Annotated in this window: 19 protein-coding genes and 1 pseudogene; 16 read left to right on the top strand and 4 right to left on the bottom strand. The window is 67.4% G+C overall.

The features are described from left to right. Nucleotides 1-53 precede the first annotated feature (53 nt). The 3 genes and pseudogenes from P3L18_RS27080 to mycP all read left to right on the top strand — a co-directional run. Nucleotides 54-197: pseudogene (locus tag P3L18_RS27080) on the top strand (Imm49 family immunity protein); the annotation flags it as partial. A gap of 110 nt (nt 198-307) precedes the next feature. Next, nucleotides 308-1,798, top strand: a complete 1,491-nt coding sequence (gene eccD / locus P3L18_RS27075) for a type VII secretion integral membrane protein EccD (RefSeq protein ID WP_276115866.1) — start codon at nt 308-310, stop codon at nt 1,796-1,798. Next, nucleotides 1,795-3,201 carry a type VII secretion-associated serine protease mycosin gene (mycP, locus tag P3L18_RS27070; protein ID WP_276115865.1) on the top strand — a complete coding sequence of 469 codons (1,407 nt, stop codon included), beginning with the start codon at nt 1,795-1,797 and terminating at the stop codon, nt 3,199-3,201. The genes eccD and mycP overlap by 4 nt, the downstream gene beginning before the upstream one ends. A gap of 48 nt (nt 3,202-3,249) precedes the next feature. Here mycP and P3L18_RS27065 read toward each other — a convergent pair whose 3' ends face one another. After that, a complete protein-coding gene (locus tag P3L18_RS27065; RefSeq protein WP_276115864.1) occupies nt 3,250-4,155 on the bottom strand; it encodes a hydroxymethylglutaryl-CoA lyase in 906 nt (301 codons plus the stop codon). After that, on the bottom strand, nt 4,155-5,399 hold the full coding sequence (locus P3L18_RS27060) for a CoA transferase (protein WP_276115863.1): 1,245 nt from the start codon (nt 5,397-5,399) through the stop codon (nt 4,155-4,157). Before P3L18_RS27060 ends, P3L18_RS27065 begins: the two co-directional genes overlap by 1 nt. 162 nt (nt 5,400-5,561) lie before the next feature. Here P3L18_RS27060 and P3L18_RS27055 point away from each other — a divergent pair, with 162 nt between their 5' ends. From P3L18_RS27055 to P3L18_RS27010, 10 genes are all read left to right on the top strand, one after another. After that, complete coding sequence (locus tag P3L18_RS27055; protein ID WP_079930465.1) at nt 5,562-6,425, top strand: ABC transporter permease; 864 nt, start codon at nt 5,562-5,564, stop codon at nt 6,423-6,425. A gap of 6 nt (nt 6,426-6,431) precedes the next feature. Beyond that, entirely contained in the window at nt 6,432-7,298 is an 867-nt protein-coding gene (locus tag P3L18_RS27050) for an ABC transporter permease (protein WP_276115862.1), read from the top strand. After that, on the top strand, nt 7,295-8,347 hold the full coding sequence (locus P3L18_RS27045) for an MCE family protein (protein ID WP_276115861.1): 1,053 nt from the start codon (nt 7,295-7,297) through the stop codon (nt 8,345-8,347). Before P3L18_RS27050 ends, P3L18_RS27045 begins: the two co-directional genes overlap by 4 nt. Continuing rightward, nucleotides 8,344-9,378 (top strand): MCE family protein, encoded by a 1,035-nt coding sequence (locus P3L18_RS27040; protein ID WP_276115860.1) that lies wholly within the window; start codon nt 8,344-8,346, stop codon nt 9,376-9,378. Before P3L18_RS27045 ends, P3L18_RS27040 begins: the two co-directional genes overlap by 4 nt. After that, nucleotides 9,375-10,409, top strand: a complete 1,035-nt coding sequence (locus P3L18_RS27035; protein WP_276115859.1) for an MlaD family protein — start codon at nt 9,375-9,377, stop codon at nt 10,407-10,409. The genes P3L18_RS27040 and P3L18_RS27035 overlap by 4 nt, the downstream gene beginning before the upstream one ends. A gap of 1 nt (nt 10,410) precedes the next feature. Beyond that, complete coding sequence (locus P3L18_RS27030; protein WP_276115858.1) at nt 10,411-11,517, top strand: MlaD family protein; 1,107 nt, start codon at nt 10,411-10,413, stop codon at nt 11,515-11,517. Continuing rightward, the gene (locus P3L18_RS27025) at nt 11,517-12,569 is read left to right on the top strand and encodes an MlaD family protein (protein WP_276115857.1); all 1,053 of its coding nucleotides are present in this window, start codon (nt 11,517-11,519) and stop codon (nt 12,567-12,569) included. Before P3L18_RS27030 ends, P3L18_RS27025 begins: the two co-directional genes overlap by 1 nt. Continuing rightward, nucleotides 12,566-13,525 (top strand): MlaD family protein, encoded by a 960-nt coding sequence (locus P3L18_RS27020; RefSeq protein ID WP_014360727.1) that lies wholly within the window; start codon nt 12,566-12,568, stop codon nt 13,523-13,525. The genes P3L18_RS27025 and P3L18_RS27020 overlap by 4 nt, the downstream gene beginning before the upstream one ends. A gap of 92 nt (nt 13,526-13,617) precedes the next feature. Further along, nucleotides 13,618-14,349, top strand: a complete 732-nt coding sequence (locus tag P3L18_RS27015; protein ID WP_276115856.1) for a hypothetical protein — start codon at nt 13,618-13,620, stop codon at nt 14,347-14,349. A gap of 35 nt (nt 14,350-14,384) precedes the next feature. Further along, nucleotides 14,385-16,172: a long-chain-acyl-CoA synthetase gene (locus P3L18_RS27010; protein WP_211544311.1), complete on the top strand. Its 1,788-nt coding sequence runs from the start codon at nt 14,385-14,387 to the stop codon at nt 16,170-16,172. Nucleotides 16,173-16,190: 18 nt separating this feature from the next. On the opposite strand, the gene P3L18_RS27005 is transcribed toward P3L18_RS27010, so the two are convergent. Beyond that, nucleotides 16,191-16,811 carry an alpha/beta fold hydrolase gene (locus P3L18_RS27005; RefSeq protein WP_276115855.1) on the bottom strand — a complete coding sequence of 207 codons (621 nt, stop codon included), beginning with the start codon at nt 16,809-16,811 and terminating at the stop codon, nt 16,191-16,193. A 98-nt stretch (nt 16,812-16,909) separates the two neighbouring features. Between P3L18_RS27005 and pgm the strand changes: the two genes are divergently transcribed. Next, nucleotides 16,910-18,550 (top strand): phosphoglucomutase (alpha-D-glucose-1,6-bisphosphate-dependent), encoded by a 1,641-nt coding sequence (pgm, locus tag P3L18_RS27000; RefSeq protein ID WP_276115854.1) that lies wholly within the window; start codon nt 16,910-16,912, stop codon nt 18,548-18,550. A gap of 10 nt (nt 18,551-18,560) precedes the next feature. Beyond that, the gene (locus P3L18_RS26995; protein ID WP_276115853.1) at nt 18,561-19,634 is read left to right on the top strand and encodes a PHP domain-containing protein; all 1,074 of its coding nucleotides are present in this window, start codon (nt 18,561-18,563) and stop codon (nt 19,632-19,634) included. A gap of 11 nt (nt 19,635-19,645) precedes the next feature. On the opposite strand, the gene P3L18_RS26990 is transcribed toward P3L18_RS26995, so the two are convergent. Beyond that, nucleotides 19,646-20,563, bottom strand: a complete 918-nt coding sequence (locus tag P3L18_RS26990; RefSeq protein ID WP_276115852.1) for an alpha/beta hydrolase — start codon at nt 20,561-20,563, stop codon at nt 19,646-19,648. Between the two features lie 101 nt (nt 20,564-20,664). Here P3L18_RS26990 and P3L18_RS26985 point away from each other — a divergent pair, with 101 nt between their 5' ends. Then, on the top strand, nt 20,665-21,195 hold the full coding sequence (locus P3L18_RS26985; RefSeq protein WP_123932042.1) for a methylated-DNA--[protein]-cysteine S-methyltransferase: 531 nt from the start codon (nt 20,665-20,667) through the stop codon (nt 21,193-21,195). Nucleotides 21,196-21,228 lie beyond the last annotated feature (33 nt).

The raw sequence follows: 21,228 nt of genomic DNA, 5'->3' as shown, positions 1-21,228 counted from the left end.
CGCACGCAAGTCAGCAATCAAGCTAACCGTGTCCATTTTTTCGGGGGAACCCCAGGGTGCGTTCGGCGTGGGGGTTTGTGCCGTGGCAGATTTTGGGTCCGGTGTGTGCGGCGGTCGATTCAGGGTTTGAGGTCGGGGTGCAGTCGCAGTATTTACCGGCTGTGTTGGTGTTTGAACGTCGGGATCGGTTGCGGTAGGGGCACGCACCGCCATATCGGACATCCGGATGACCACGGGTCACACGGGAGTGTCCGGTCGGTTAGATTGGAGCGCTGTGACGGGGATAGGGGAGCTTCGGCAGACGGTGATGGTTGCGGCTGCACCGCGGACCATACGGGTGTCGGTGTTCGGCGGACGTACCCAACTCGATATCGAATTGCCGATAGATGTTCCCGTCGTGAACCTCGTCCCCGAACTCGCCGAGCTGATCGCCTCGCGGGATGTCAGGCGTGAGGACGAGCCCAACGGGATTCCCAACAAACGGGACCGGTGGGTGCTGACCCGGCTCGCGAACGGTCGCGAGGTGCGAGGAGACCAGACCCTGGCCATGGCAGGGTCGCAGGACGGCGACCAGTTCAATCTGAGTGCCGAACGGGCGCTGACCCCGCCCGAACTGTTCGATGACGTCGTCGATGCGGTGGCCCGACTCAATCGGGAGGGATACCCGGCGTGGAGTTCCCGCGCAGCCCGCGTGATGGCATTTGTCGGGTTGGCAATGGCCGTTGCGGTGTGTGACCTGCTCCTGCTCGGCGACTTCGGCTTGTCCCGGCGCACCGCGCTCGCCTATCAGACTGTCGGCGTGAGCGTAGCCCTCGTCATCGGCGCCGTCGTCGCGCGCCGTTACTACGCCGAGCCGCCGATCGCCGCAGCACTGGGATGGGCGGCCCTGCCACTGGTATTCGGGGTGGCATCGGTGGGCGGCGCACACCTGCCCGTCGGTGTGAACGCCTGGGCGCCGGCCATCGTGTGCGGCGTCATGATTCTCGCCGCGATCGGTGGGCAGGTCATCGTCCGCGCCGGACACGTCGGATTCGTCGGCGTGGCGGTCGGGTTCACTCTGTGCGCGGTCGTGGCCGTGGCGCACGCGGCTTTCCACTGGACCGACCAACTGTCGGGTACCGTCCTGGCCACTTGCGGTCTGTTTGTCGCGGTGGGGGCCGACCCACTCATCATGAACCGTCGCCGGCTCCGTCCACTCACCAATCAGCGCGAATCCTCCCGCGACGCGCAGGCAGGCACCACCGAGCTGTTCACCAACCCGTTCGACCGTGCCGAGCGCCGCGAGCAGCAGCGCCGGACGGCGGCCGGTGCCCGCGCACAGGTCCCTTCTGCCCAGGCCGTGGCCGAATCCGTGGAGCGTGCCCGCGCCACGCGGTCAGCGGTCTATCTGGCAGCCGCGGCAACCGTGATCGCCGGCACTGCGATCGCAGCCCTCGGTACCGATCCCACACCGTGGGCGGTCATCGCGTTCAACGCCGTCGTCGCGGCCGCGATGATGCTGCGCAGCGCACGCAAGCTGCCGTTCGTGCCGTCGGCGTCACTGCTGTTCGGTGGTGTCGCGATTCTGGTGATCACCGCCCTGGCACTCCGGACCGCACCGTCGGCGATGTATGCGGTCGCCGCTCTCGCCCTCCTCGCACTGGTGGTCGTCGGAGTGGGCATCGCGGTGTTCGCCACCGACCGTAGATCGCCACGGTGGGCGCGACTCGGCGACCACCTGGATTACCTCGCCCTCGCTGCGGTCCTCCCCGTGCTGGCGTGGACAGCAGGCCTGTACGCCCAGGTCGTGGGGGGATGACAGTTCCGATCAGGGTGCGACGCACGGTCGTCGTCATCGCCCATCTGGCCACGGTGCTGGTATTGGTACTCGTCGGCACAGGGCCCGCCGCAGCCCTGACCCCACCGCGGATCGCTGCGGGCGGTGCACCGAGCGGTCCGGTGGGGCCCACCGACAAGACCAAACAGCAACAGCAGTGCGCCACACCGGTACTCGCCGCCGGCACCGATCTGTCCCAGGTCGACCCGACAGGCTTCGCCGTGAACTATCGCGCTGCCTGGACATACAGCACGGGGGCCGGGCAAACGGTCGCGGTCATCGACACCGGTGTGCATCCGCATCCCCGGCTCCGCAAGGTGATCGGTGGTGGCGATTACGTCGGCAGCGGAGACGGGCTCACCGACTGCGACTCACACGGCACGCTGGTCGCTGGGCTCATCGCGGCGCGTCCCTCGACCGCCGACAGCTTCAGTGGCATCGCCCCCGACGCGACGATCCTGTCGATCCGGCAGAACAGCGACTCCTACCAGGTCGACGGCAGCAACGGCGATGACAGCGATGCCGTCTCCTCCGGATACGGCAACACCACCACGCTGGCATATGCGATCACCCGTGCGGTGTCCCTGGGCGCCACGGTCATCAACATCTCTGCCGCAGCCTGCGGCACAACGGGATCCCCGGTCGACGACGACCTGCTCGGCCGCGCCGTGCGCGCCGCTTACCAACGCAACGTGGTGGTGGTGGCAGCCGCAGGCAACGCCGACAAGGATCGCTGCCCTCAGAATCCCGGCGTCGACCCGAACGTACCCCGCTCCACCGAATGGTCGAGGATGACCACCTACGCCAGTCCCGCGTGGTTCTCCGACTATGTGCTGTCGGTGGGAAATGTGACCGCCGACGACGAGCCGGCGTCGACCTCACTGACCGGTCCGTGGGTCTCGGTCGCCGCCCCCGGCGAAAACGTCGTCTCATTGAGCAGCACCGGCTCCGGGCTGGTCAACCGGCAGGTCATCAAAGGTGCCCAATCATCGTTCAACGGAACGAGCTTCGCCGCCGCAGTGGTGTCCGGGGTGGTCGCCCTCGTCCGCGCCGAGCACCCCACCATGTCTGCCGGTGAGGTGATCGAACTGATCAAGCGCACCGCCCACACAGGTGGACGGGGGCCCGACATGGCGACCGGGTACGGTCTGGTCGACCCGATCGCCGCCGTCGACCCCGACCAGCCTCACGCGTCGAACACCGTGCTGCAGAAGCAGATCGCCGGGCCGGTCCCGCCCGACCGGGCCGCCACCCGGACACGCGACATCGCGCTCGTCGTCGGCGGGATCAGTGTCTTCCTCATCGCCGCCGCCTGGGCGTTGTTCACACCGCTGCGGCGCATGCGTGACGAGAAGACCGCCTACCGCGACATCGACGAGCACTGACCGTACACCTCCCACCGCGCACCGATATTGCGGCGAGAGGTGGCCGGTCTAGCGTGGCTCGCCGGTGGCGAGCTTCCGATCGCCCGCGCGCATCAGCGCGCTCCCGTCACCGCCACCGACCGCACCGATGGCGACGCGTCCGGCGCGGATGGCGGCATCGAGATCGACGCCGGTGTCGATGCCGCAGTCGCGCAACAGATAGACGAGATCCTCGGTGGCGATGTTGCCGCTCGCACCGGGTGCGAAGGGGCATCCGCCGAGTCCGCCGACCGAGGCATCGAGCCGGGTGATGCCGGCCTGCACGGCGGCGTAGGCACTCGCCAACCCGGTACCCCGCGTGTTGTGGAAGTGTGCGCCCAGCGGCAGATCACCGATCAGCGGGAACACCTGTGCGGCAAGATCAGTCACCCGTCTCGGGGTCGTCGTGCCGATGGTGTCGGCGATACTGATGCGGTCGGCGCCCGCCGCCACCGCGTGGGCGACGATCGTGGTGACCCGCTCCGGTGGCGTCGGGCCGTCGAACGGGCAGTCCCAGGCAGTCGCAATGATCACCTCGAGTGTGGCTCCCGCGTCGTGGGCGATACCGACGATCTCGTCGATCAGTGCCGTCGACGCGTCGGTGTCGCGTCCGACATTGGCCCGGCTGTGTGAATCAGAGGCCGAGACAACATATTCCAGATTGCTCACACCGGAGTCGAGCGCACGGCGGGTGCCGTTGACCGAGGCGATCAACGCCGAGAACCGCACGTCGGGAAACTTGCCGAGGTGCGTGCAGAGCTCGGCGGCATCGGCGAGTGCGGGTACCTTGCTGGGCGAGACGAACGCGGTCACCTCGACCTCGGTCACCCCGGTATCGCAGATGGCTTGCAACAGTTCCACTTTGGCGTCGAGCGAGATCGGCTCCTCGATCTGCAATCCGTCTCGCATGGCGACGTCGCGGAGGGTGACGTTCATCAGATCACGCCCTGTTCGTGGAGTTCGTCGATCTCGGAGTCCGTCAATCCCAACAGATCGGTGAACACCGCCTGATTGTCGTGACCGGGCACCGGTGGCCCGGCATTGCGGATTCGACCCGGGGTGTCGCCGAATCGGGGCACCACACCGGGGCCGTGGACCACCCGGCCCACACGGGCGTCGTAATGCTCGGCAATCATCCCGCGCGCCTGCAGATGGGGGTCGGCGACGACCTGTTCGATCGTGTTCACCGGCCCGACCACGACTCCCGCCGCCGAGAGCACCTCGGTGAGCTTGTCGGCCCCGTGCTGCGCCGACCACTCGCCGATGACGAGGTCGAGCTCATCCTGATTGCGTCCTCGGGCAGCGTGGTCGGCGAAGCGCGGGTCGGTGGCGAGTTCGGGCTGTCCCATCGCCGCGCACAGCCGGGCGAACACCGAATCCTGGTTGGCGGCGATGATCACGTGGGTTCCGTCGGCGGTCGGATACAGATTCGATGGGGCGATGCCGTCGAGACGGGTGCCCGACGGCCCCCGCACGATACCGCCCATGTCGTAGTCGGCCATCGTCGACTCCTGCACCGCCACACATGATTCCAGCAGTGAGGTGTCGACGACCTGCCCCTTACCGGTGACGGTCCGGCGGTAGAGTGCCGCGAGTGCGCCCTGCGCGGCGTACATCCCGGCGAGGGTGTCGCCCAGCGACAGCGACAGTCTCGGCGGGAGTTGCCCGGGGTAGCCGTTGATGTGGCGCAGCCCGCTGGCGGCCTCGGCGACCGAGGCATATCCCGCGCGCGCCGCGTCGGGCCCGGTCTGGCCGTACCCCGACACCCGCACCACGACCAGTCCCGCGTTGTGCTGCCACAACACCTCGGGCCCGATCCCGAGCCGTTCGAGCGTTCCGGGCCGAAAATTCTCGACGACGATGTCGGCGCGCTGGGCCAATCGCAGGAACAATTCGCGTCCGCGGTCGTCGCGCAAATCGAGGGTGATCGCCCGCTTGTTGCGGGCGTGCACCGTCCAATAGAAGCGCTGGCCCTCGACCTCGGCCTGCCCCCAGGTGCGGATCGGGTCCGGCCGATCGGGTGGCTCGATCTTGATGACCTCGGCGCCCATGTCGCCGAGCAGGCGAGCGGCATGGGGGCCCGCGATCAGAGTGCCCAGTTCGAGCACGGTGATGCCGTCGAGTGGTCCCGTCGGTTCCGTGTCCGGGGTGATGGTCGGCGGGGAGTCGGGGTCGTCCATGCCACCAGTGTGTAGCCAATCGCGGTCCAGAAGCAATCCCGGCCGAGCTCGTCACAGGCCGTTGACGTGCCGCGATGCCCTGACAACCGCAAAAAACTGAAAATGAACCCAGAATTTGTTTTTCGTGTCACACTGGCACGACGCGCCCTTCGGGTGGCGTGAGTGTCGGGAGCGGACGAGGACCCGGATCGGGTCGGCGGGGACACCGGAGTGGCGATGCGTGTGAGCGAGCGGGGCCGAGTGACGGGCATGCTGGGCTCCTCGGTGTCGACCCTCGGGCGCCTACTCGATCTCTTCGCGACCTCGGTGGGGTTCGGCGTCGCAGACGTGGTTCGGGGCCGGTTCCCGGTGCGTGAGGCCTACCGGCAGATGGTGTTCTTCGCGGGGGTCGCCGCGATCCCCGCCGCGTTGGTGGCGATCCCGTTCGGCGTGATCATCTCGGTGCAGGTGGGCAGCCTGACCTCGCAGATCGGGGCGTCCTCGATGGCCGGCGCGGCCGGCGCGCTCGGGGTGCTGCGGCAGGGTGCCCCCATCGCCACCGCACTGCTGCTGGGCGGTGCGGTCGGCTCGGCGGTTGCCGCCGACCTGGGGTCGCGGACGGTTCGTGAGGAGATCGACGCCCTGCGCACCATGGGTATCGACCCGGCGCGGCGGGTGATCGCCCCCCGCCTTGCGGCCGTGGCCGTGATCGCACCCCTGATCTGTGTGGAGATCGTCTTCGTCGGTGTGGCCACCGGATATTTCGTCAACGTCGCATTCCAGGGCGGTGCGGCCGGCAGCTATCTCGGGTCGTTCGGCGAGTTCGCGGGCCTCGTCGATCTGTGGGCGGCGCTGGGCAAAGCGGAGATCTTCGGTCTGGTCGTCGTCGCCATCGCCTGTCAGCGTGGGATGGAGGCGCGCGGCGGTCCGCGCGGGGTCGCCGACGCGGTCAACGCCGCCGTCGTACTCAGCGTGGTCGCCAGCTTTGTGCTCAATCTCCTTGCCACCCAGGTGCTGTCGATGTTCGTGCAGACGAAGGTCGGGTGATTGCCGATGCTGGGACTCGAGGTGTACCTCGCCGCCCACCCGCGGGTGCGCCGGCTCGGCGCGATCACCGGCGCGCCCGCGCGACTGCTGGCGCAGCTCGGCCATCAGTTGCGCTTCACCGCACAGGTGCTCGGCGCCATGCCGCACGCGCTGCGTCAGTACCGTCGCCAGACGTTGGCCGTCCTCGGCGACATGATGTGGGGCAACGGCACGGTCATCGTGGGCGGTGGGACCGTCGCGGTGCTGGTGGTTCTCGGGGCGTCGGTGGGCGGCTCCATCGGGGTCGAGGCCTTCGGTTCACTGGACATGTTCGGCATGGGTCCGCTCACCGGTTTTCTCTCCGCGTATGCCACCACCCGCGAGATCGCACCCATCGTCGTGGCGATCGGGTTCGCCGCGCAGGCCGGTTGCCGGATGACCGCCGAAATCGGGTCGATGCGGATCGCCGAGGAGATCGACGCACTCGAAGCGCAAGCCGTGCAACCGATCCCGTTTGTCGTCAGCACACGTGCCATCGCCGGGGTCATCACCATCATCCCGTTGTTCCTGATCACCCTGATTCTCGCCTACCTCACCTGTGCGCTGGTGGTCACCGGCATGCACGGTCAATCCAGCGGCACCTACTACCACTACTTCACCGCCTTCCTGCGTCCGGTCGACGTCATCTACTCGCTGATCAAGGCGGTGGTGTTCATCGTCGCCGTCGTCCTCGTCCACGGATATCAGGGCTACTACGCCCGCGGCGGACCCGAAGGGGTCGGGACGGCCACCGGCCGCGCCATCAAATTCAGCTTCATCCTCATCGTGGTGCTCGACATGATCTTGACCCTCGTGTTCTGGGGCTCCGACGTCGGATTCAGGTTCTCCGGATGATCGGGCCACCTATCGACGTGTCCGGGCGTGGTCCGTCCACCGGTGTGCTGACCCGGTGGGGCATCGCGGCGATCGCGGTGCTCGCCGCCATCGCCATACCCGTGACCCTCTACGCGCGCGGAGTCTTCGACGACACCGTCGAGGTGACCGTGACCTCCGATCGCATCTCCGAAGGACTCTCGGCAGGCGCCGACGTCAAATACCAGGGATTGCTCGTCGGGCACGTCGAGTCGATCACCATCGACGATCAGGGGCATCAGCGGATGCGCCTGGCCGTCGACGCCACCCAGGCCGACCACATCGGCGGCCACCTCACCGCGACATTCGCGCCGTCGAACATCTTCGGCGTGACCGGGGTCGAATTGACCCCCACCGCACCGGGACCGGCGCTACGCAACGGACAGATCATTGCGGCGCAGGATGATTCGTCGGACGTATCGGCGGTGAGCGTCCTGCGTGACATCGGATCGATCAGCTCCACCCTCACCGGCTCCGAGGTCACCGCGATGATCAACCGGCTCGACGAGGTCGTCACCCAGATCTCGCCGCTGATGCGGTCGGGCTTCGATTTGTTCGCACTCGCGCATCAACACCAACAGATGCCGTTCGCCCAGATGCTGCGTATCGCCGACGACACCCTACGCGGTGCGGCCGCGTTGTCGGACCCCTTCGTCAACCTCTTCACCACCCTGGTGGAGAAGACCGCGATGTATGCCGACCCGCAGGAGACGGCCAAGGTCACCGGCGCGCTGACCGGCCTCGTGCAGACCTTCATCACCCTGGGCCAGGTCGTCGGCACCGATCCGGGTGACCTGGCCACCGTTCTCGACGCCTCACTCACTCTCGGGGCCCCGCTCGGCTACACCCTGTCCACCGTGCCCGCAGCAGCCGATGATGCACACGAGCTGATCGGCCGGCTCGACAAGATGCTGCCGCGCGTGGACGGCACCGTGCGGTTGCGCCTCGGGCTCACGCTGGAGTCGTTGCCCGCGATCACCTCGGCCTTGCCGACCGCAGGTGCCGTCCGTACCGGGGGTGGCGGCCGATGAACCGGGTGCGGCCCACGGCCACTGCGGGTTTCGTCCTGTTCGTCGTCGCCATGCTGCTCGCCGGGTGGGTGATCTTCCAGGCGCTCGATCCCTCGGTGCCCGGCACCGGGCGGACGTTCACCGCCCGCTTCACCGACGTGTCGGGATTGACCGTCGGCAACGACGTCCGCGAACTCGGTGTGCGGGTGGGCAAGGTCGAATCCATCTCGCTGCTCGACGATTCCGGCGACCAGGCCCAGGCGCAGGTGCGCTTCACCGTGAACACCACCACCACGGTCTACGACGACACCCAGATCGCCATCCGCTACCTGAATCTCGTCGGACAGCGGTACCTGGACCTGCAGACCCCCGCAGGTGACGCCACCGCCCCGCAACACGAACTCGCCACCACCGCGGTCATCCCGGCCTCGCGGACCATCGGTTCCTTCGACATCACCGAGATGTTCAACGGGCTCCGGCCGCTGTTCGGCACGCTGCAACCCGACCAACTCAATTCGCTGATGAACAACATCCTGGCGGTGATCGAGGGCCGCGGCCCCGACGTCGGCTCGGTGCTGAACCAGCTGCGTCAGCTCGCCGACGTCGTCTCCGATCGTTCGACGCTCATCGCGACCGTCATCACCCAATTGGGCCGTGTCGCCGGTGAGATCCGTTACAAGTCACCGCAACTCAACGATCTGATCTCCCGGATGGGAGACGCCTTCGGGGTGCTTGCGGCGTCGGCGGACAAGACCCAGGAGTCGATGCGATTGGCCGCGCGCAGTCTCGGGCCCGTACGGCAACTCCTCGAGAGCCTCGATGAGAGTTACTACGGCAACTACGCCACCGTCGATCACCTGCTGCGCACCTGGGTGCCGGCCGTCAACACCGCGACCGCCGCCCTCGGACGACTGCCCGCGCTGATCGACGCGCTCGACGCCACGGCGCACGCCGCGGGGCAGGGTGGTTATCAGTGCGGCTCGGGACAGGCGATCCCCACGCCGCTGACGCGGGTTCTGCTCGCGGGTGTCCCGGTGGTGGTGTGCCGATGACCCGGCGACACGACGAAGCATCGATGCGGCGCAGGCAATTCCGGCTGGGCATGCTCGGTCTCGGGGTGGCGGTCGTGCTCGCCGCGGTGTGCGGTGTCATCTACCTCGACCCGTTCGGCCACCGCGATGTCCTCGTGGCGTTGAGTACCAGCGGCGGCCTGCGATCCGGTGATGAGGTCCGCATCGCCGGTGTGCGGGTTGGTGAGGTGTCGGCGATCGCCCTGCATCCCGATCGCGTCGAGGTCACTATGCGCGTGGATTCCGATGTCGCACTGGGTGATCAGACGTCGGCCGATGTCCGGTTGACCACCGCCATCGGGGGCCACTACGTCGCGTTGGCGCCGGCCGGCCGGACAGCGCTGGGCCACAACATCATCCCGATGCAACGTACGTCGGTGCCATACACGCTCAGTGACGTTCTCGCCGACTCCGGAGCGGTCGTGTCGAAGGTGAACGGACAGACCATCGCCGACACGCTGCGCAAGGTCGATGCCGCGCTGGCCGGACAACCCGACGCGATCCGGCAGATCATCGCCGACACCGAACAACTGACCACCGCGGTCGGGGCGCGGTCCGACGACCTCGACGCCGCGGTCGCCCTGAGCGACGAGTACATTTCTGGACTCAACAGCGGGCGCGCCGATCTGGTCGAACTGCTGCGCCTGATCGGCTATGTCGGGGCCAAGGCCTATCAGGTCAAGGCCGAAGGGGTGGAGACCGTGCGGTCGATCGGCGCGCTGTTCGCCTTCATCGCCAAGCCGGTCGATGCCTTCACCGGCACCATCGAACCACCGTTCCGGCAGGTTCTCGACGTCCTCAACACCCTGCGCGCCCAGCCCGCCCGCATCGACGACCTCCTCGGCACGCTGACCGCGATCGTCGATCAGATCGGAGATGCCATGGGCGTCACCAACTCCTCAGGTCGGGTGGATCTGTCGTCGGTGGTCGTCAACGCACCGCAGGTGCAGATCACCCCCGATCAGGTGACGGCCGGTGGGCTGTGCGTCCCGAGCCCGGATCGGCGGTGCTGAGATGTCTCGGTCACCGAAGATATGGCGCCGGATCATCGTCGGGGTGCTCACGATCGCGGTGATCGTCGGTGCGACGCTGGTCATCGTTGAACGGCGAGCCGGCCACGTGTCGGGGTGCGCGGACATGGCCGACGCCGTCGGCCTCTACCCGGGCAACGACGTCACGATGCGCGGCGTAAGGATCGGCTCCGTCACCGCCGTGTCCCCGCAGGCCGGGCACGTGGTCGTGCGGTTCACCCTCGACACGCCCGTCGACTTCCCGGCCGATGTGTCGGCGGTGACCACCTCGGATTCGATCGTCACCGACCGGCACCTGGAGATCCCGTCGGGTCGGACCACCGGAGCCGCGTGGGACATGAGGCGATGTATCCCGTTGGCGCGCACGCACACCCCGACCAGTGTCAGTGCCGCCTACGCCGCCTTCGACAAGCTCGCCTCCCAGGTCACCGCCGCCGCGTCGGAGTCCGGCGAGCGCCGTGAACTGGTGCGCGACAGCATGAATCGCGTCGATGCGACCTTGCGCGGCACCGGCGCGGATTTCAACGCCGCGATCGCCGGGCTCGCCGCGGCGCTCGGCGACCCGGGGCTGCGGGATCAACAGTTGCGTTCGCTGTTGACCAACGTGGGGGAGCTGACCGATTTCTTCGTTCAGCGCTGGCCGGATCTGCAACTCGGACTGACCAAACTCGGTGAATTCGCCGAGACCTTCGATGCCTGGTTCTCGGTGCTCAATCCGGCCGTCGTCCAGACCACCCAACTGACCCCGTCGCTGTTGCGTCTCATCCGTACCTACTCGCCGCCGGTGTTCGCCGTCCTCGACGCTCTCATGCCGTTACTCGATCGCGTCCCGATGGATCAGATCCTCGCCCTGCTGCGGCGGTTGCCCCTGGTGTCGACAGGAGTCCAACGAATCCTCGCCCGTGGCGCGGCAGTCGGTGGAATCGAGACGGCTCCGCCGGCGGTGCGGGTCACCGCGTCGTCGAGTTCGGCGGTCTGCGCGGCGGTCAACGCGGTCATGGCACAGGCCTGCCGGCCGTCGCCCGGAGCCACCGGACACGTCGACCTCGCGCTGGTCCAACTCGTACTCGCGTCCGCAGGGGGCCGGTGATGATCCGATCCCGATGGTGCGCAGCGTGGGCGGCAGTGCTGGCGAGTCTCACGGTTCTCGTGGCCGCGTGCGGCGTTGCGCCGACCGATCTGCCGTTACCCGGTACCCGCGTCGACGGTGACAGCTACCCGCTACACATCGAATTCGCCTCGGTACTCAACCTTCCCGCACGCAGCAGGGTCGTCTACAACGGCTCACGAATCGGGGTACTGCGCGGGGTGGGTCTGGCCGAACACGACGGTCGCCGGGTGGCGGTCGCGACCGTCGATCTCTCCGCCGACGTCCGGCTGCCCGCCGGCACGACCGCCGAACTCGTGCAGGCGACCCTGCTCGGCGACTTCTTCATCGCGCTGTCACCACCGGCTGGCGCCACCACCGCGACCATCGCCGCCGGCCAGACGATCCCGCTGTCGAGGACCACGGTGTCACCACAGGTCGAAGATCTTCTCGGAGGTGTGGCCGCACTCGCCAACGGAGGCACCATCGCCACCCTTCAACGCATCATCACCAACGCCAACAAGGCTTTTCCGTCCGACACCACCGAACGTGACGACGGCATCGCGGTGCTGCGCGCGCTGATCGCGCGCAGCACGGGTCAGGGCGACGACATCCGGTCGATGATCGATTCGATCGAGACGATCTCGCACACCCTCGACGTCAACCGGTCCCGATTGGCGTTCGCCTTCGAATTCGGGCCGCGACGGGTCAGCGGCGCGGTCTCGGCATTCCTCGGACTGTCGAACGTCTTGAATGCGTTGGGGCCCAACGTCGTCCCCATCGGCAACCTGATCATCCCGCGCTATGCGACTCTTCAGGGCCTCATCGGGGTCGTCGACCCATTGGTCGCCACGGCCGTACGGCTCGACACACAGGCACCCGCCGACATCCGCCGTCTCGATGACTTGCTCGGCGACCGACTCGTCGCCTGGGCGGGTAACCCGTCGATCGACATCGTCGACGTCACCGAACCCGATGGCCGCGGAACCGGCGGGTCGGCGACCGACACCCGGACCGTCGCCGCGGTTCTCCGGATGATCGGGGCCATGCGATGACCGCACGCCGCACGATCGGGAGCCTGGTGATGCTGGTGGTGGTGTCGATCGCGCTCAGCGCCTACCTCGTCGTCGGCGTCCTGCATCTGCACCCGTTCACCCGATACGACACCGTATCGCTGGACCTCACCGAATCCGGTGGCCTGCAGAATAATTCGTCGGTGCTCTATAACGGCATCCAGGTCGGCACGGTGACCGATCTGCGGACCGGACCCGACGGGCTGCGGGCCACCCTCCGGATCAGGCCCGGCGCGGACGTGCCGGCCGACGCGACGGTCAGCATCGCGAATCTGTCGATGGTCGGCGAGCAGTACGTCGAGTTCACCTCGACCACCGGATCGGGCCCGTACCTCACCGACGGTGCCGTGATCGGCAACGGCATCGACCCGGGCGTCTCGGTGGCCGACATGCTGACCTCCATGCACGGACTCACCAGCCAATTCGATCCGGCCACCCTCGAGGAGATCGCGCGGACCATCTCCGAGGGCTGGCAGGGCCGCGACGCCGATCTGGCGACCATCGGCCGATTCTCCTCGCTGACCGCCCGCACGATCGGCACCTACCGATCCGAGTTCTCCGGCCTGTTCGACCACGCACAGGAACTGTTGACGCGCCTCGACGGTGCCCGGATCGGCGCCGTGATGCGCGCCACCGCACCGAAGTTGGCGCACATGAACATTCCGTTCTCCACCTTGTGGAGCCTGCTGCCCGGACTCGCGCAGGCCACCGAGGGCGCCACCGGCTGGTACGACGTGATCATCCCGTTCACCCAGAAGATCGGCGAGTACCTCAACAAGACCATGCCCGACGTCGCCGCGATCATGCGGGTGCTCCAGCCCACCCTGACCGCAGTCGCACCGGCCGGTCGGGTGAATCTGGCGACCCTGGTCGAGCAGGGGTTGCGGATCGTCGACGAGAACGGCGTCCTGCGACTGACCGTGGCGGACCCGCCATGACGGCACCACCCAGCCCATCGGCCACCACCGAGCCGTATCGGCCGCCACGAGCCCGAGAATCCCCACCGCCCACCGACACGAACCGAGATGACATGAGGGACACCGACGTTGCCGATACGGACACTGCCGAGGAGCAGGCTGACACGGAGCAGGCCAACACAGCACCGGCCGACACGGAGCAGACCAACGCAGCACCGGACGACAGAACACCGGCCGATACCGAATCACCGCACGGGGCAACAGAATCAGATGAGAAGGTGGCAGAAGCCGACCAGCCTCCGGGACGCCGCGCGTCGCTGACGGCCCGGCTGCGTTCGCGGTCGTTCGTGGTGTCGATGATCGTCGCGGTGATCCTGGCGTTGGCGGTGGCGACAGGCGTCTTCGGGTGGCAAGCGCACCAGCGTGGCGACGAGCTCGATGCGTTGCGCGCACAGTCGGCCGACGAGGCGCACGCACGACAACTCGCCTCCGACTATGCGGTGGCCGCCGCGCGGATCGACTACCGCAATTTCGACCCGTGGTTCGCGGCGTTGCGTTCACACGTCAACCAGCCGCTGGCACAGCAGTTCCAGACCAGCGAACCCGCGTTGCGTGATCTTCTCGGGCAACTGCAGTGGGTCTCCACCGGCACGCTCGTCGGCAGCGACATCGCCACCCACAACGACGGCACGTACCACGTTCAGGTCTTCCTCGACGTGACCACCAGTAACGTCCAATCACCGGACGGGGTGAAGACGACTGCGCTATACCCGATAACGGTGGACGGCAAGAACTGGCAGATCACCGACATCAGCGGCGGCATCTCGCCCCTGCCGGGCAAGTGACGGGCATCGAGGTGGATGCCCGGGGAAAGGACGTGATGACAACTCCGCATTCGGCAGATACGGGACTTCTTCCCGACATCACCCTGCGAGACATCCTGTCGGGGCTCGCGTCTCTGCGCCCGGACCTCGGGGGAGTGCTGCGGTCGTTGCCGGCGCTGATCCCGCGTCCGCCCGGTCGGCAGATGTCCATCGGAAAGCGTTTCGTCCAGTCCGTCGAGGCCTATCCCGATCGCGATTTCCTGCGCTTCGAGGGGCAGTCGATCACCTACCGTGACGCCAACGCGCACGCCAACCGGATCGCGGACTTCCTGAGTCGGCAGGGGATCTCACGCGGCGACGTCGTGGCCATCGAATCGCGCAACCATCCCGACGTCGTGATCACCATGCTGGCGATCGTGAAACTCGGGGCGATCGCGGGGATGCTCAACTTTCACCAGCGCGGCGCGGTCCTCGAACACAGCTTGGGGCTCATCGGCGCGAAGGTCCTGATCTACCAACCCGATCTCGCCGAGGTGCTCGAGTCCGTACCGGAGTCGGCGCTGCCCGAGGTTCGCCTCGACTTCGCCGAGTTACACCGCGGCGCGGCGCGGTGTTCCCCGCGCAATCCCGCCGTCACCGACTCGATCCCGCTGTCGGACACCGCGTTCTACATCTTCACCTCCGGAACGACGGGATTTCCCAAGGCCAGCAAGATGAGCCACTATCGGTGGCTCGCGGCGATGTCGGGCATCGGCGGGCTCGGCATTCGGTTGCGCCGCGACGACGTCATGTACACCGCGCTGCCCTTCTACCACAACAACGCACTGACGATCTCGGTGTCGTCGGTGCTCGCCTCGGGTGCGTGCCTGGCGATCGGCCGACAGTTCTCCGCGTCGGGATTCATCGACGAGATCATCGAGAACGACGCGACGGCGTTCTGCTACATCGGCGAACTCTGCCGATACCTGCTCGCGCAACCGGAGCGGCCCACCGATCGCGCTCACCGATTGCGGGTGGCGGTCGGCAACGGCTTGCGCCCCGACATCTGGGATGCGTTCACCGAACGGTTCGGCATCGACCGCATCGTCGAACTGTATGCCGCGAGTGAGGCCAACATCGGCTTCATCAACGTCCTCGGCATCCCCAAGACGGCCGGCTGGTCGCCCCTGAAATATGCCATCGTCGAGTACGACGAGGACACCGGGCAACCGCGGCGAGGACCCGACGGCAAAGTCGTCAAGGTGCCCCGGCATGGGACCGGCCTACTCCTCGCCGAGATCAACCGGCGCGTCCCGTTCGACGGCTACACCGACCCGTCGGCATCGGAGAAGAAGGTCGTCACCGGAGCGTTCAAAGCCGGCGACAGGTGGTTCAACAGTGGCGATGTGGTACGCGACCAAGGGTTTTCGCACATCGGATTCGTCGACCGGATCGGCGACACGTTCCGGTGGAAGGGCGAGAACGTGGCGACCACCGAGGTCGAGGCCGTCCTCGACGCCCACCCGGCCGTCGAGGAGGCGGTGGTGTTCGGGGTGCAGGTGCCCGGGGTCGACGGCAAGGCCGGTATGGCCGCGATCAGCCTCACGCACGGCGCCACGTTCGACCCGGTGGCCTTCGCCGAGCATGTCCGCTCCGGACTGCCCGGATACGCGGTGCCACTGTTCGTCCGGCTCACCGACCATCTCGAGCACACCTCGACCTTCAAGAACATGCGGACACAGTTGCGCACCGAGTCGTTCGGCGACACCGGCGACGATCCCGTGTACGTCCTCGACGGCGACGAATACGTCGAGTTCTACGACGGGTTCGTCACCGCACTCGCCGGACCCCGCGCTGCCGTATGACCGTCGTGACCGGCGCGGTCAGCTCTGGGGCAGGCGTTCTGATCGGCGCGCCAATTCCTCGCGGACGAACGCGAGCGCGGATCCCTGCCACAGGCCCAGATGGTCGAGCATCGGATGGTGCCCACCGGGCACCGGCACATAGGTGGCGTCGACGCCACGGTCGCGCAACTCGGCGATGCCCTTGGCGGTCTTGCGGGCCAGGGTGATGGTGTCGGCGTCACCGTGGACGGCGACCACCCGGGCGTCGTCGTTGATCATCCGCCAGTCGGCGAACTGCCACCACGGGGCCAGCGCGAGCACCCCGGTGACCGCAGGGTCGGCGGCCAATTGTGCCGCGATGCGTCCGCCCATCGAGTGCCCGATGAGCACCACCGGGGTGTCGGGATGTGCACGACGCGCACGGGCCAGCGCGGCCCGCGCGTACGGCATGGGCGAGGCTTGTTCGCCGTTCCAGCCGTAGACGCGGTAGCGCACCTGGCGGACGTCGACGGCCCGACCGAAGCGCGCCCGGATCGACCAGGTGAAGGGATACATGCGCAGCGCCGAGGCCTGCCACGGTGAGAACGGACGGTAACTCGAATCGGTCCCGCCGGGCAGGACGAGGACGACGAGCCGAGGATCGGCGCTGCGCACGGGCATCGAAAGTGCTCCTTGCTGGCGGACGTGCGGGTGGTTCACAGTAACTGATCGGTTCGCATCGCCCTGCGGACCGCTCGATCGGTGGCAGAATTCGTCACATGGCACACCCTCGAGCCGGTACCCCGGCACTGCCCGAAGACCTCATCGACGTGGCCGCAGTGGAAAAGGCCTACTACGACCGCACTCCCGACCCCGATGATCCGTTGCAGCAGGTCGTGTTCGGCACGTCCGGCCATCGCGGATCGAGTCTGGACTCCTCGTTCAACGAGGCGCACATCCTCGCGACGACCCAGGCGATCGTCGAGTACCGCACCGGCGCGGGGATCGGTGGGCCGTTGTTCATCGGATTCGACACGCATGCGCTGTCGATCCCCGCATGGCGTACCGCCCTCGAGGTCCTCGCCGCCAACGGCGTCACCACGCTCACCGCCGAGGGGGACTCCTTCACCCCGACGCCAGCGGTGAGTCGCGCGATCCTGCAGTTCAATGCCGAGAATCCGGGTGTGGAGTCCGACGGCATCGTCGTCACCCCGTCGCACAATCCGCCCCGTGACGGCGGGTTCAAGTACAACCCGCCATCGGGTGGACCGGCCGACACGTCGATCACCTCGTGGGTGGCCGCGCGCGCCAACGAACTGCTGCGCGCCAAACTCGTCGGCGTCAAGCGGATTCCGTTCGAGCAGGCCCGGACCGGCGAGTTCGTCACCGACTACCCGTTCATGATGCGGTATTGCGACGGGCTGGCCGACGTGGTCGACATGGCCGCGATCCGCTCCGCGGGCTTCCGCATCGGCGCCGACCCGCTCGGCGGTGCCTCGGTCGGATACTGGGCGGCCATCGGATTCCGCTACAACCTCGAGACGCTCACCGTGGTCAATCCGACCGTCGATCCGACGTTCTCGTTCATGACCCTCGACACCGACGGCAAGATCCGGATGGACTGCAGTTCGCCGAATGCCATGGCCTCGCTGATCGGTGCACGCGATCACTACGACATCGCCACCGGCAACGACGCCGACGCCGACCGGCACGGGATCGTGACCCCGGATGCAGGCCTGATGAACCCGAATCATTATCTGGCCGTGGTGATCGACTACCTGTTCACCCATCGGCCCGGATGGTCGGAGCAGGCCGGGGTCGGCAAGACTCTGGTCTCCTCGTCGTTGATCGATCGGGTGGTCGGCGCCATCGGTCGACGTCTCGTGGAGGTGCCGGTCGGGTTCAAGTGGTTCGTCGACGGACTCCTCGACGGCTCGATCGCCTTCGGTGGCGAAGAGAGTGCGGGAGCGTCGTTCCTGACCTTCGACGGCAAGCCGTGGACCACCGACAAGGATGGGATCATCCTGGATCTGCTGGCCTCGGAGATCCTCGCGGTGACCGGCAAGACGCCCTCGCAGCGTTACCGTGAACTCGCGGACGCCTTCGGCGAATCCGCTTACGCGCGTATCGATGCGCCGGCGTCGCGGGAGCAGAAGGCGGTTCTGGCGAAGTTGTCGGCCGACCAGATCTCCGCGACCGAACTGGCCGGGGAGAAGATCACCGCGATCATGACCGAGGCACCCGGCAATGGTGCGGCGATCGGCGGACTGAAGGTCACCACCGAGAACGCATGGTTCGCAGCACGGCCGTCGGGCACCGAGGACGTCTACAAGATCTACGCCGAATCCTTCAAGGGGCCCGAGCATTTGGCCCAAGTCCAGGTGCAGGCACAAGAGGTGGTCGACGCGGCACTGGCGTGAGCGTGCCCCGATGAGAACGTTGGAGCCGCTGAGCGCACCCGTCGAGCCGATCGTCGCGTTGCAGCGGATCGCGTGGTTGCTCGAGCGGGCGCGGGAGAGCACCTATCGGGTGGAGGCGTTCCGCAAGGCGGCCCGGGCCGCGGCCCGACTCGACCCAGATGATCTCGGGAGTCGTTCGCGGGAAGGCACTCTGACGTCGATCACGGGTATCGGCATGACCACCGCCACGGTCATCGCCGAGGCCCTCGACGGAGATCTGCCGGAGTATCTGGCGCGTCTGCAGTCGACGGAGTCGCCGTATCTGCCCGGCGCCGCCGCCGATCTCGTCGCCGCGGCGCGCGGGGACTGCCACAGCCACACCGACGCCAGCGACGGCGGTGCCCCGCTGACGGAGATGGCAGCGGCGGCAACCGCATTCGGACTCGAGTGGTTCGCGGTCACCGACCACTCGCCGAGGTTGACCGTGGCACACGGTCTCAGTGCAGAACGGCTCGCCGATCAGATCGAGCAGATCGAGGCCTACAACCGCGGGGCGAACATGACCGGGAGGCGGCTGCCCGACACGCAGGTTCGATTGCTGGCGGGAATCGAGGTCGACATTCTCGACGACGGTGCACTCGATCAGACCGATGCGCTCCTCGACCGGCTCGACATCGTCACCGCCTCGGTGCATTCGGCCCTGCGGATGGAGCACGACGCCATGACGCGGCGATTGGTGGCAGCCGCGACCGACCCGCGGGTCGACGTGCTGGGACATTGCACCGGACGGCGCGTACTCACCGGCCGCGGACACCGGCCGCCGTCGAGTTTCGATGCCCGAGAAGTGTTCGAGGCGTGCGCAACCCACCAGACCGCGGTCGAGATCAATTCCCGCCCCGAACGTGTCGACCCGCCAGACGAACTCGTCACCATGGCGATCGAGGCGGGCTGCCTGTTCGCGATCGACTCCGATGCGCACGCACCGGGGCAGCTCGAATTCACGGTGCTCGGAGCGCAGCGTGCCCACGAGCACGGCATCGACCCGGATCGCATCATCACCACCTGGCCGGTGGACCGGTTGCTGGCGTGGGCCGGTCATCGGTGAGCGTGGGTGCGTCAGCGGGCGAGCCGTGCGCGCAGCCACGTGTCGACATCATCGACTGCCCGCCGGCCGATGGGTGTGTCATGCATCGTGAAACCATGCGGTGCAGCCGGATACAGCCGTAGATCGACGTCGTTCCCCGCGGCGGTGAGCCGGGTGAGCATGGCGAGGTTGTCGGCCAGCACCACATCCTCCTCCCCGATGACGACGAGCACCGGCGGCAGGCCCCGTAGATCGCCGAAGATCGGTGAGATGTCGGCAACGGTGCGGTCGGTGACATGACCGACGTACGCCTCGATGAAGTATTCGTCGGCAATTGTTGCACCGGAGGGGGTGTGGGCACTGAGGTCGTAGCTTCCGGCCTCGAGGACCACGCCGTCGACCTCGGAAACCACGCCGGCATCGCGCAGGCGGAGAAGCGTCGTCATCGCCAACGTGGCGCCGGCCGACATGCCACCGAGGGTTAGGGCGGTGGTGCCGAATCGTTCGGTGCCCGTCTCGATAAGCCACGATGCCACCGCCGCACAGTCGTCGGGGGCTGCCGGCCACGGCGACTCGGGGGCGAGGCGGTAGTCGACGCCGATCACCACCGCATCGAGGGCGTCGGCGCGGCGTGCGTTCTGCGCGTCGTGCCGGGCGGCGGAATCCATGTAGAACCCGCCACCGTGCAGGTGGAGGTGAATGCCCGTGGGGTGCCCGGAATCGGGCAGGAGAATGCGGATCGGGATTCGGTGGCCGTCGACCTCGATGATCTCGGAGCGGGCTCGGGTCGGTGCCTGCGGGTCGACGGCCCGCGCGGCCCGGACGGCGGCGAGCTCGGTCGCCGAGCGCGGTCCGACACCGCCGGCCCGGGTGGCATAGAACGCGCGGGTGTCGGCGAGGTCCGCCGCCGACACCGGTTGCCGCAGATCGGCCAGGCCCAGCTTCACCACGGTTCCGTCATCGTCACGGCACCCACGATAGCGATCGGGGTCGCCGGGTGCCGCGGACCCTGCGGGGGTAGCGTCGGTGGTACACGCGAGAGGGAGCGGGCGTGAAGGCGACACACGGAACCAGTAGTGCATTCCGTCGGTATCGGTCGGTACCGACGCCCGTCGACGATGTTCTCCTGCTCGCAGAGGGGGAGTCGCTGATCGGACTGTACTTCGCCAATCACCTTGTTCCTGAGTCGGAATGGGGATCGGTGGCCGGTGACGACGACCCAGTACTGAGCCCGGCGGTCGCTCAGCTCGACGAGTACTTCGCCGGACTCCGGCAGGACTTCGATCTGCCGCTTCTACCGCGCGGGGGAGCGCTGGCAGAATCGATATGGCGACTCCTGCTCGACATCCCGTACGGCACGACCACGAGCTACGGTGCCATCGCGACGCAGCTCGGCGACCGGTCGCTGGCGCAGCAGGTAGGCCAGGCGGTGGGCCGGAATCCGATCGCGATCATCATTCCGTGCCATCGGGTGATCGGCGCCGACGGTTCACTCACCGGATTCGGTGGTGGGCTCGAGCGCAAACGTATCCTGCTGAGTCTGGAGGAACCGTCCGCCGAGGACGCCGGACGGTTGTTCTGAAGCCCTGCCCTTTCCGGTGCTCGAGACGCCTTT

Origin of the sequence: Gordonia sp. N1V (genome assembly GCF_029269935.1) — a bacterium.
Classification (GTDB): domain Bacteria; phylum Actinomycetota; class Actinomycetes; order Mycobacteriales; family Mycobacteriaceae; genus Gordonia; species Gordonia polyisoprenivorans.
The sequence above is the reverse complement of the archived record's forward strand: the minus strand, read 5'-3'. Positions and strand labels throughout refer to the sequence as shown.

What these genes read in the sequence shown, in the direction of transcription:
- P3L18_RS27040 (WP_276115860.1), top strand. Translation starts at nt 8,344, where the DNA reads ATGAACCGGGTGCGGCCCACGGCCACTGCGGGTTTCGTCCTGTTCGTC.
- eccD (WP_276115866.1), top strand. Translation starts at nt 308, where the DNA reads ATGGTTGCGGCTGCACCGCGGACCATACGGGTGTCGGTGTTCGGCGGA.
- mycP (WP_276115865.1), top strand. Translation starts at nt 1,795, where the DNA reads ATGACAGTTCCGATCAGGGTGCGACGCACGGTCGTCGTCATCGCCCAT.
- P3L18_RS27010 (WP_211544311.1), top strand. Translation starts at nt 14,385, where the DNA reads ATGACAACTCCGCATTCGGCAGATACGGGACTTCTTCCCGACATCACC.
- P3L18_RS27050 (WP_276115862.1), top strand. Translation starts at nt 6,432, where the DNA reads ATGCTGGGACTCGAGGTGTACCTCGCCGCCCACCCGCGGGTGCGCCGG.
- P3L18_RS27030 (WP_276115858.1), top strand. Translation starts at nt 10,411, where the DNA reads ATGTCTCGGTCACCGAAGATATGGCGCCGGATCATCGTCGGGGTGCTC.
- P3L18_RS27015 (WP_276115856.1), top strand. Translation starts at nt 13,618, where the DNA reads ATGAGGGACACCGACGTTGCCGATACGGACACTGCCGAGGAGCAGGCT.
- P3L18_RS27060 (WP_276115863.1), bottom strand. Translation starts at nt 5,399, where the DNA reads ATGGACGACCCCGACTCCCCGCCGACCATCACCCCGGACACGGAACCG.
- P3L18_RS27005 (WP_276115855.1), bottom strand. Translation starts at nt 16,811, where the DNA reads ATGCCCGTGCGCAGCGCCGATCCTCGGCTCGTCGTCCTCGTCCTGCCC.
- pgm (WP_276115854.1), top strand. Translation starts at nt 16,910, where the DNA reads ATGGCACACCCTCGAGCCGGTACCCCGGCACTGCCCGAAGACCTCATC.
- P3L18_RS27035 (WP_276115859.1), top strand. Translation starts at nt 9,375, where the DNA reads ATGACCCGGCGACACGACGAAGCATCGATGCGGCGCAGGCAATTCCGG.
- P3L18_RS27045 (WP_276115861.1), top strand. Translation starts at nt 7,295, where the DNA reads ATGATCGGGCCACCTATCGACGTGTCCGGGCGTGGTCCGTCCACCGGT.
- P3L18_RS27020 (WP_014360727.1), top strand. Translation starts at nt 12,566, where the DNA reads ATGACCGCACGCCGCACGATCGGGAGCCTGGTGATGCTGGTGGTGGTG.
- P3L18_RS27025 (WP_276115857.1), top strand. Translation starts at nt 11,517, where the DNA reads ATGATCCGATCCCGATGGTGCGCAGCGTGGGCGGCAGTGCTGGCGAGT.
- P3L18_RS26995 (WP_276115853.1), top strand. Translation starts at nt 18,561, where the DNA reads ATGAGAACGTTGGAGCCGCTGAGCGCACCCGTCGAGCCGATCGTCGCG.
- P3L18_RS27065 (WP_276115864.1), bottom strand. Translation starts at nt 4,155, where the DNA reads ATGAACGTCACCCTCCGCGACGTCGCCATGCGAGACGGATTGCAGATC.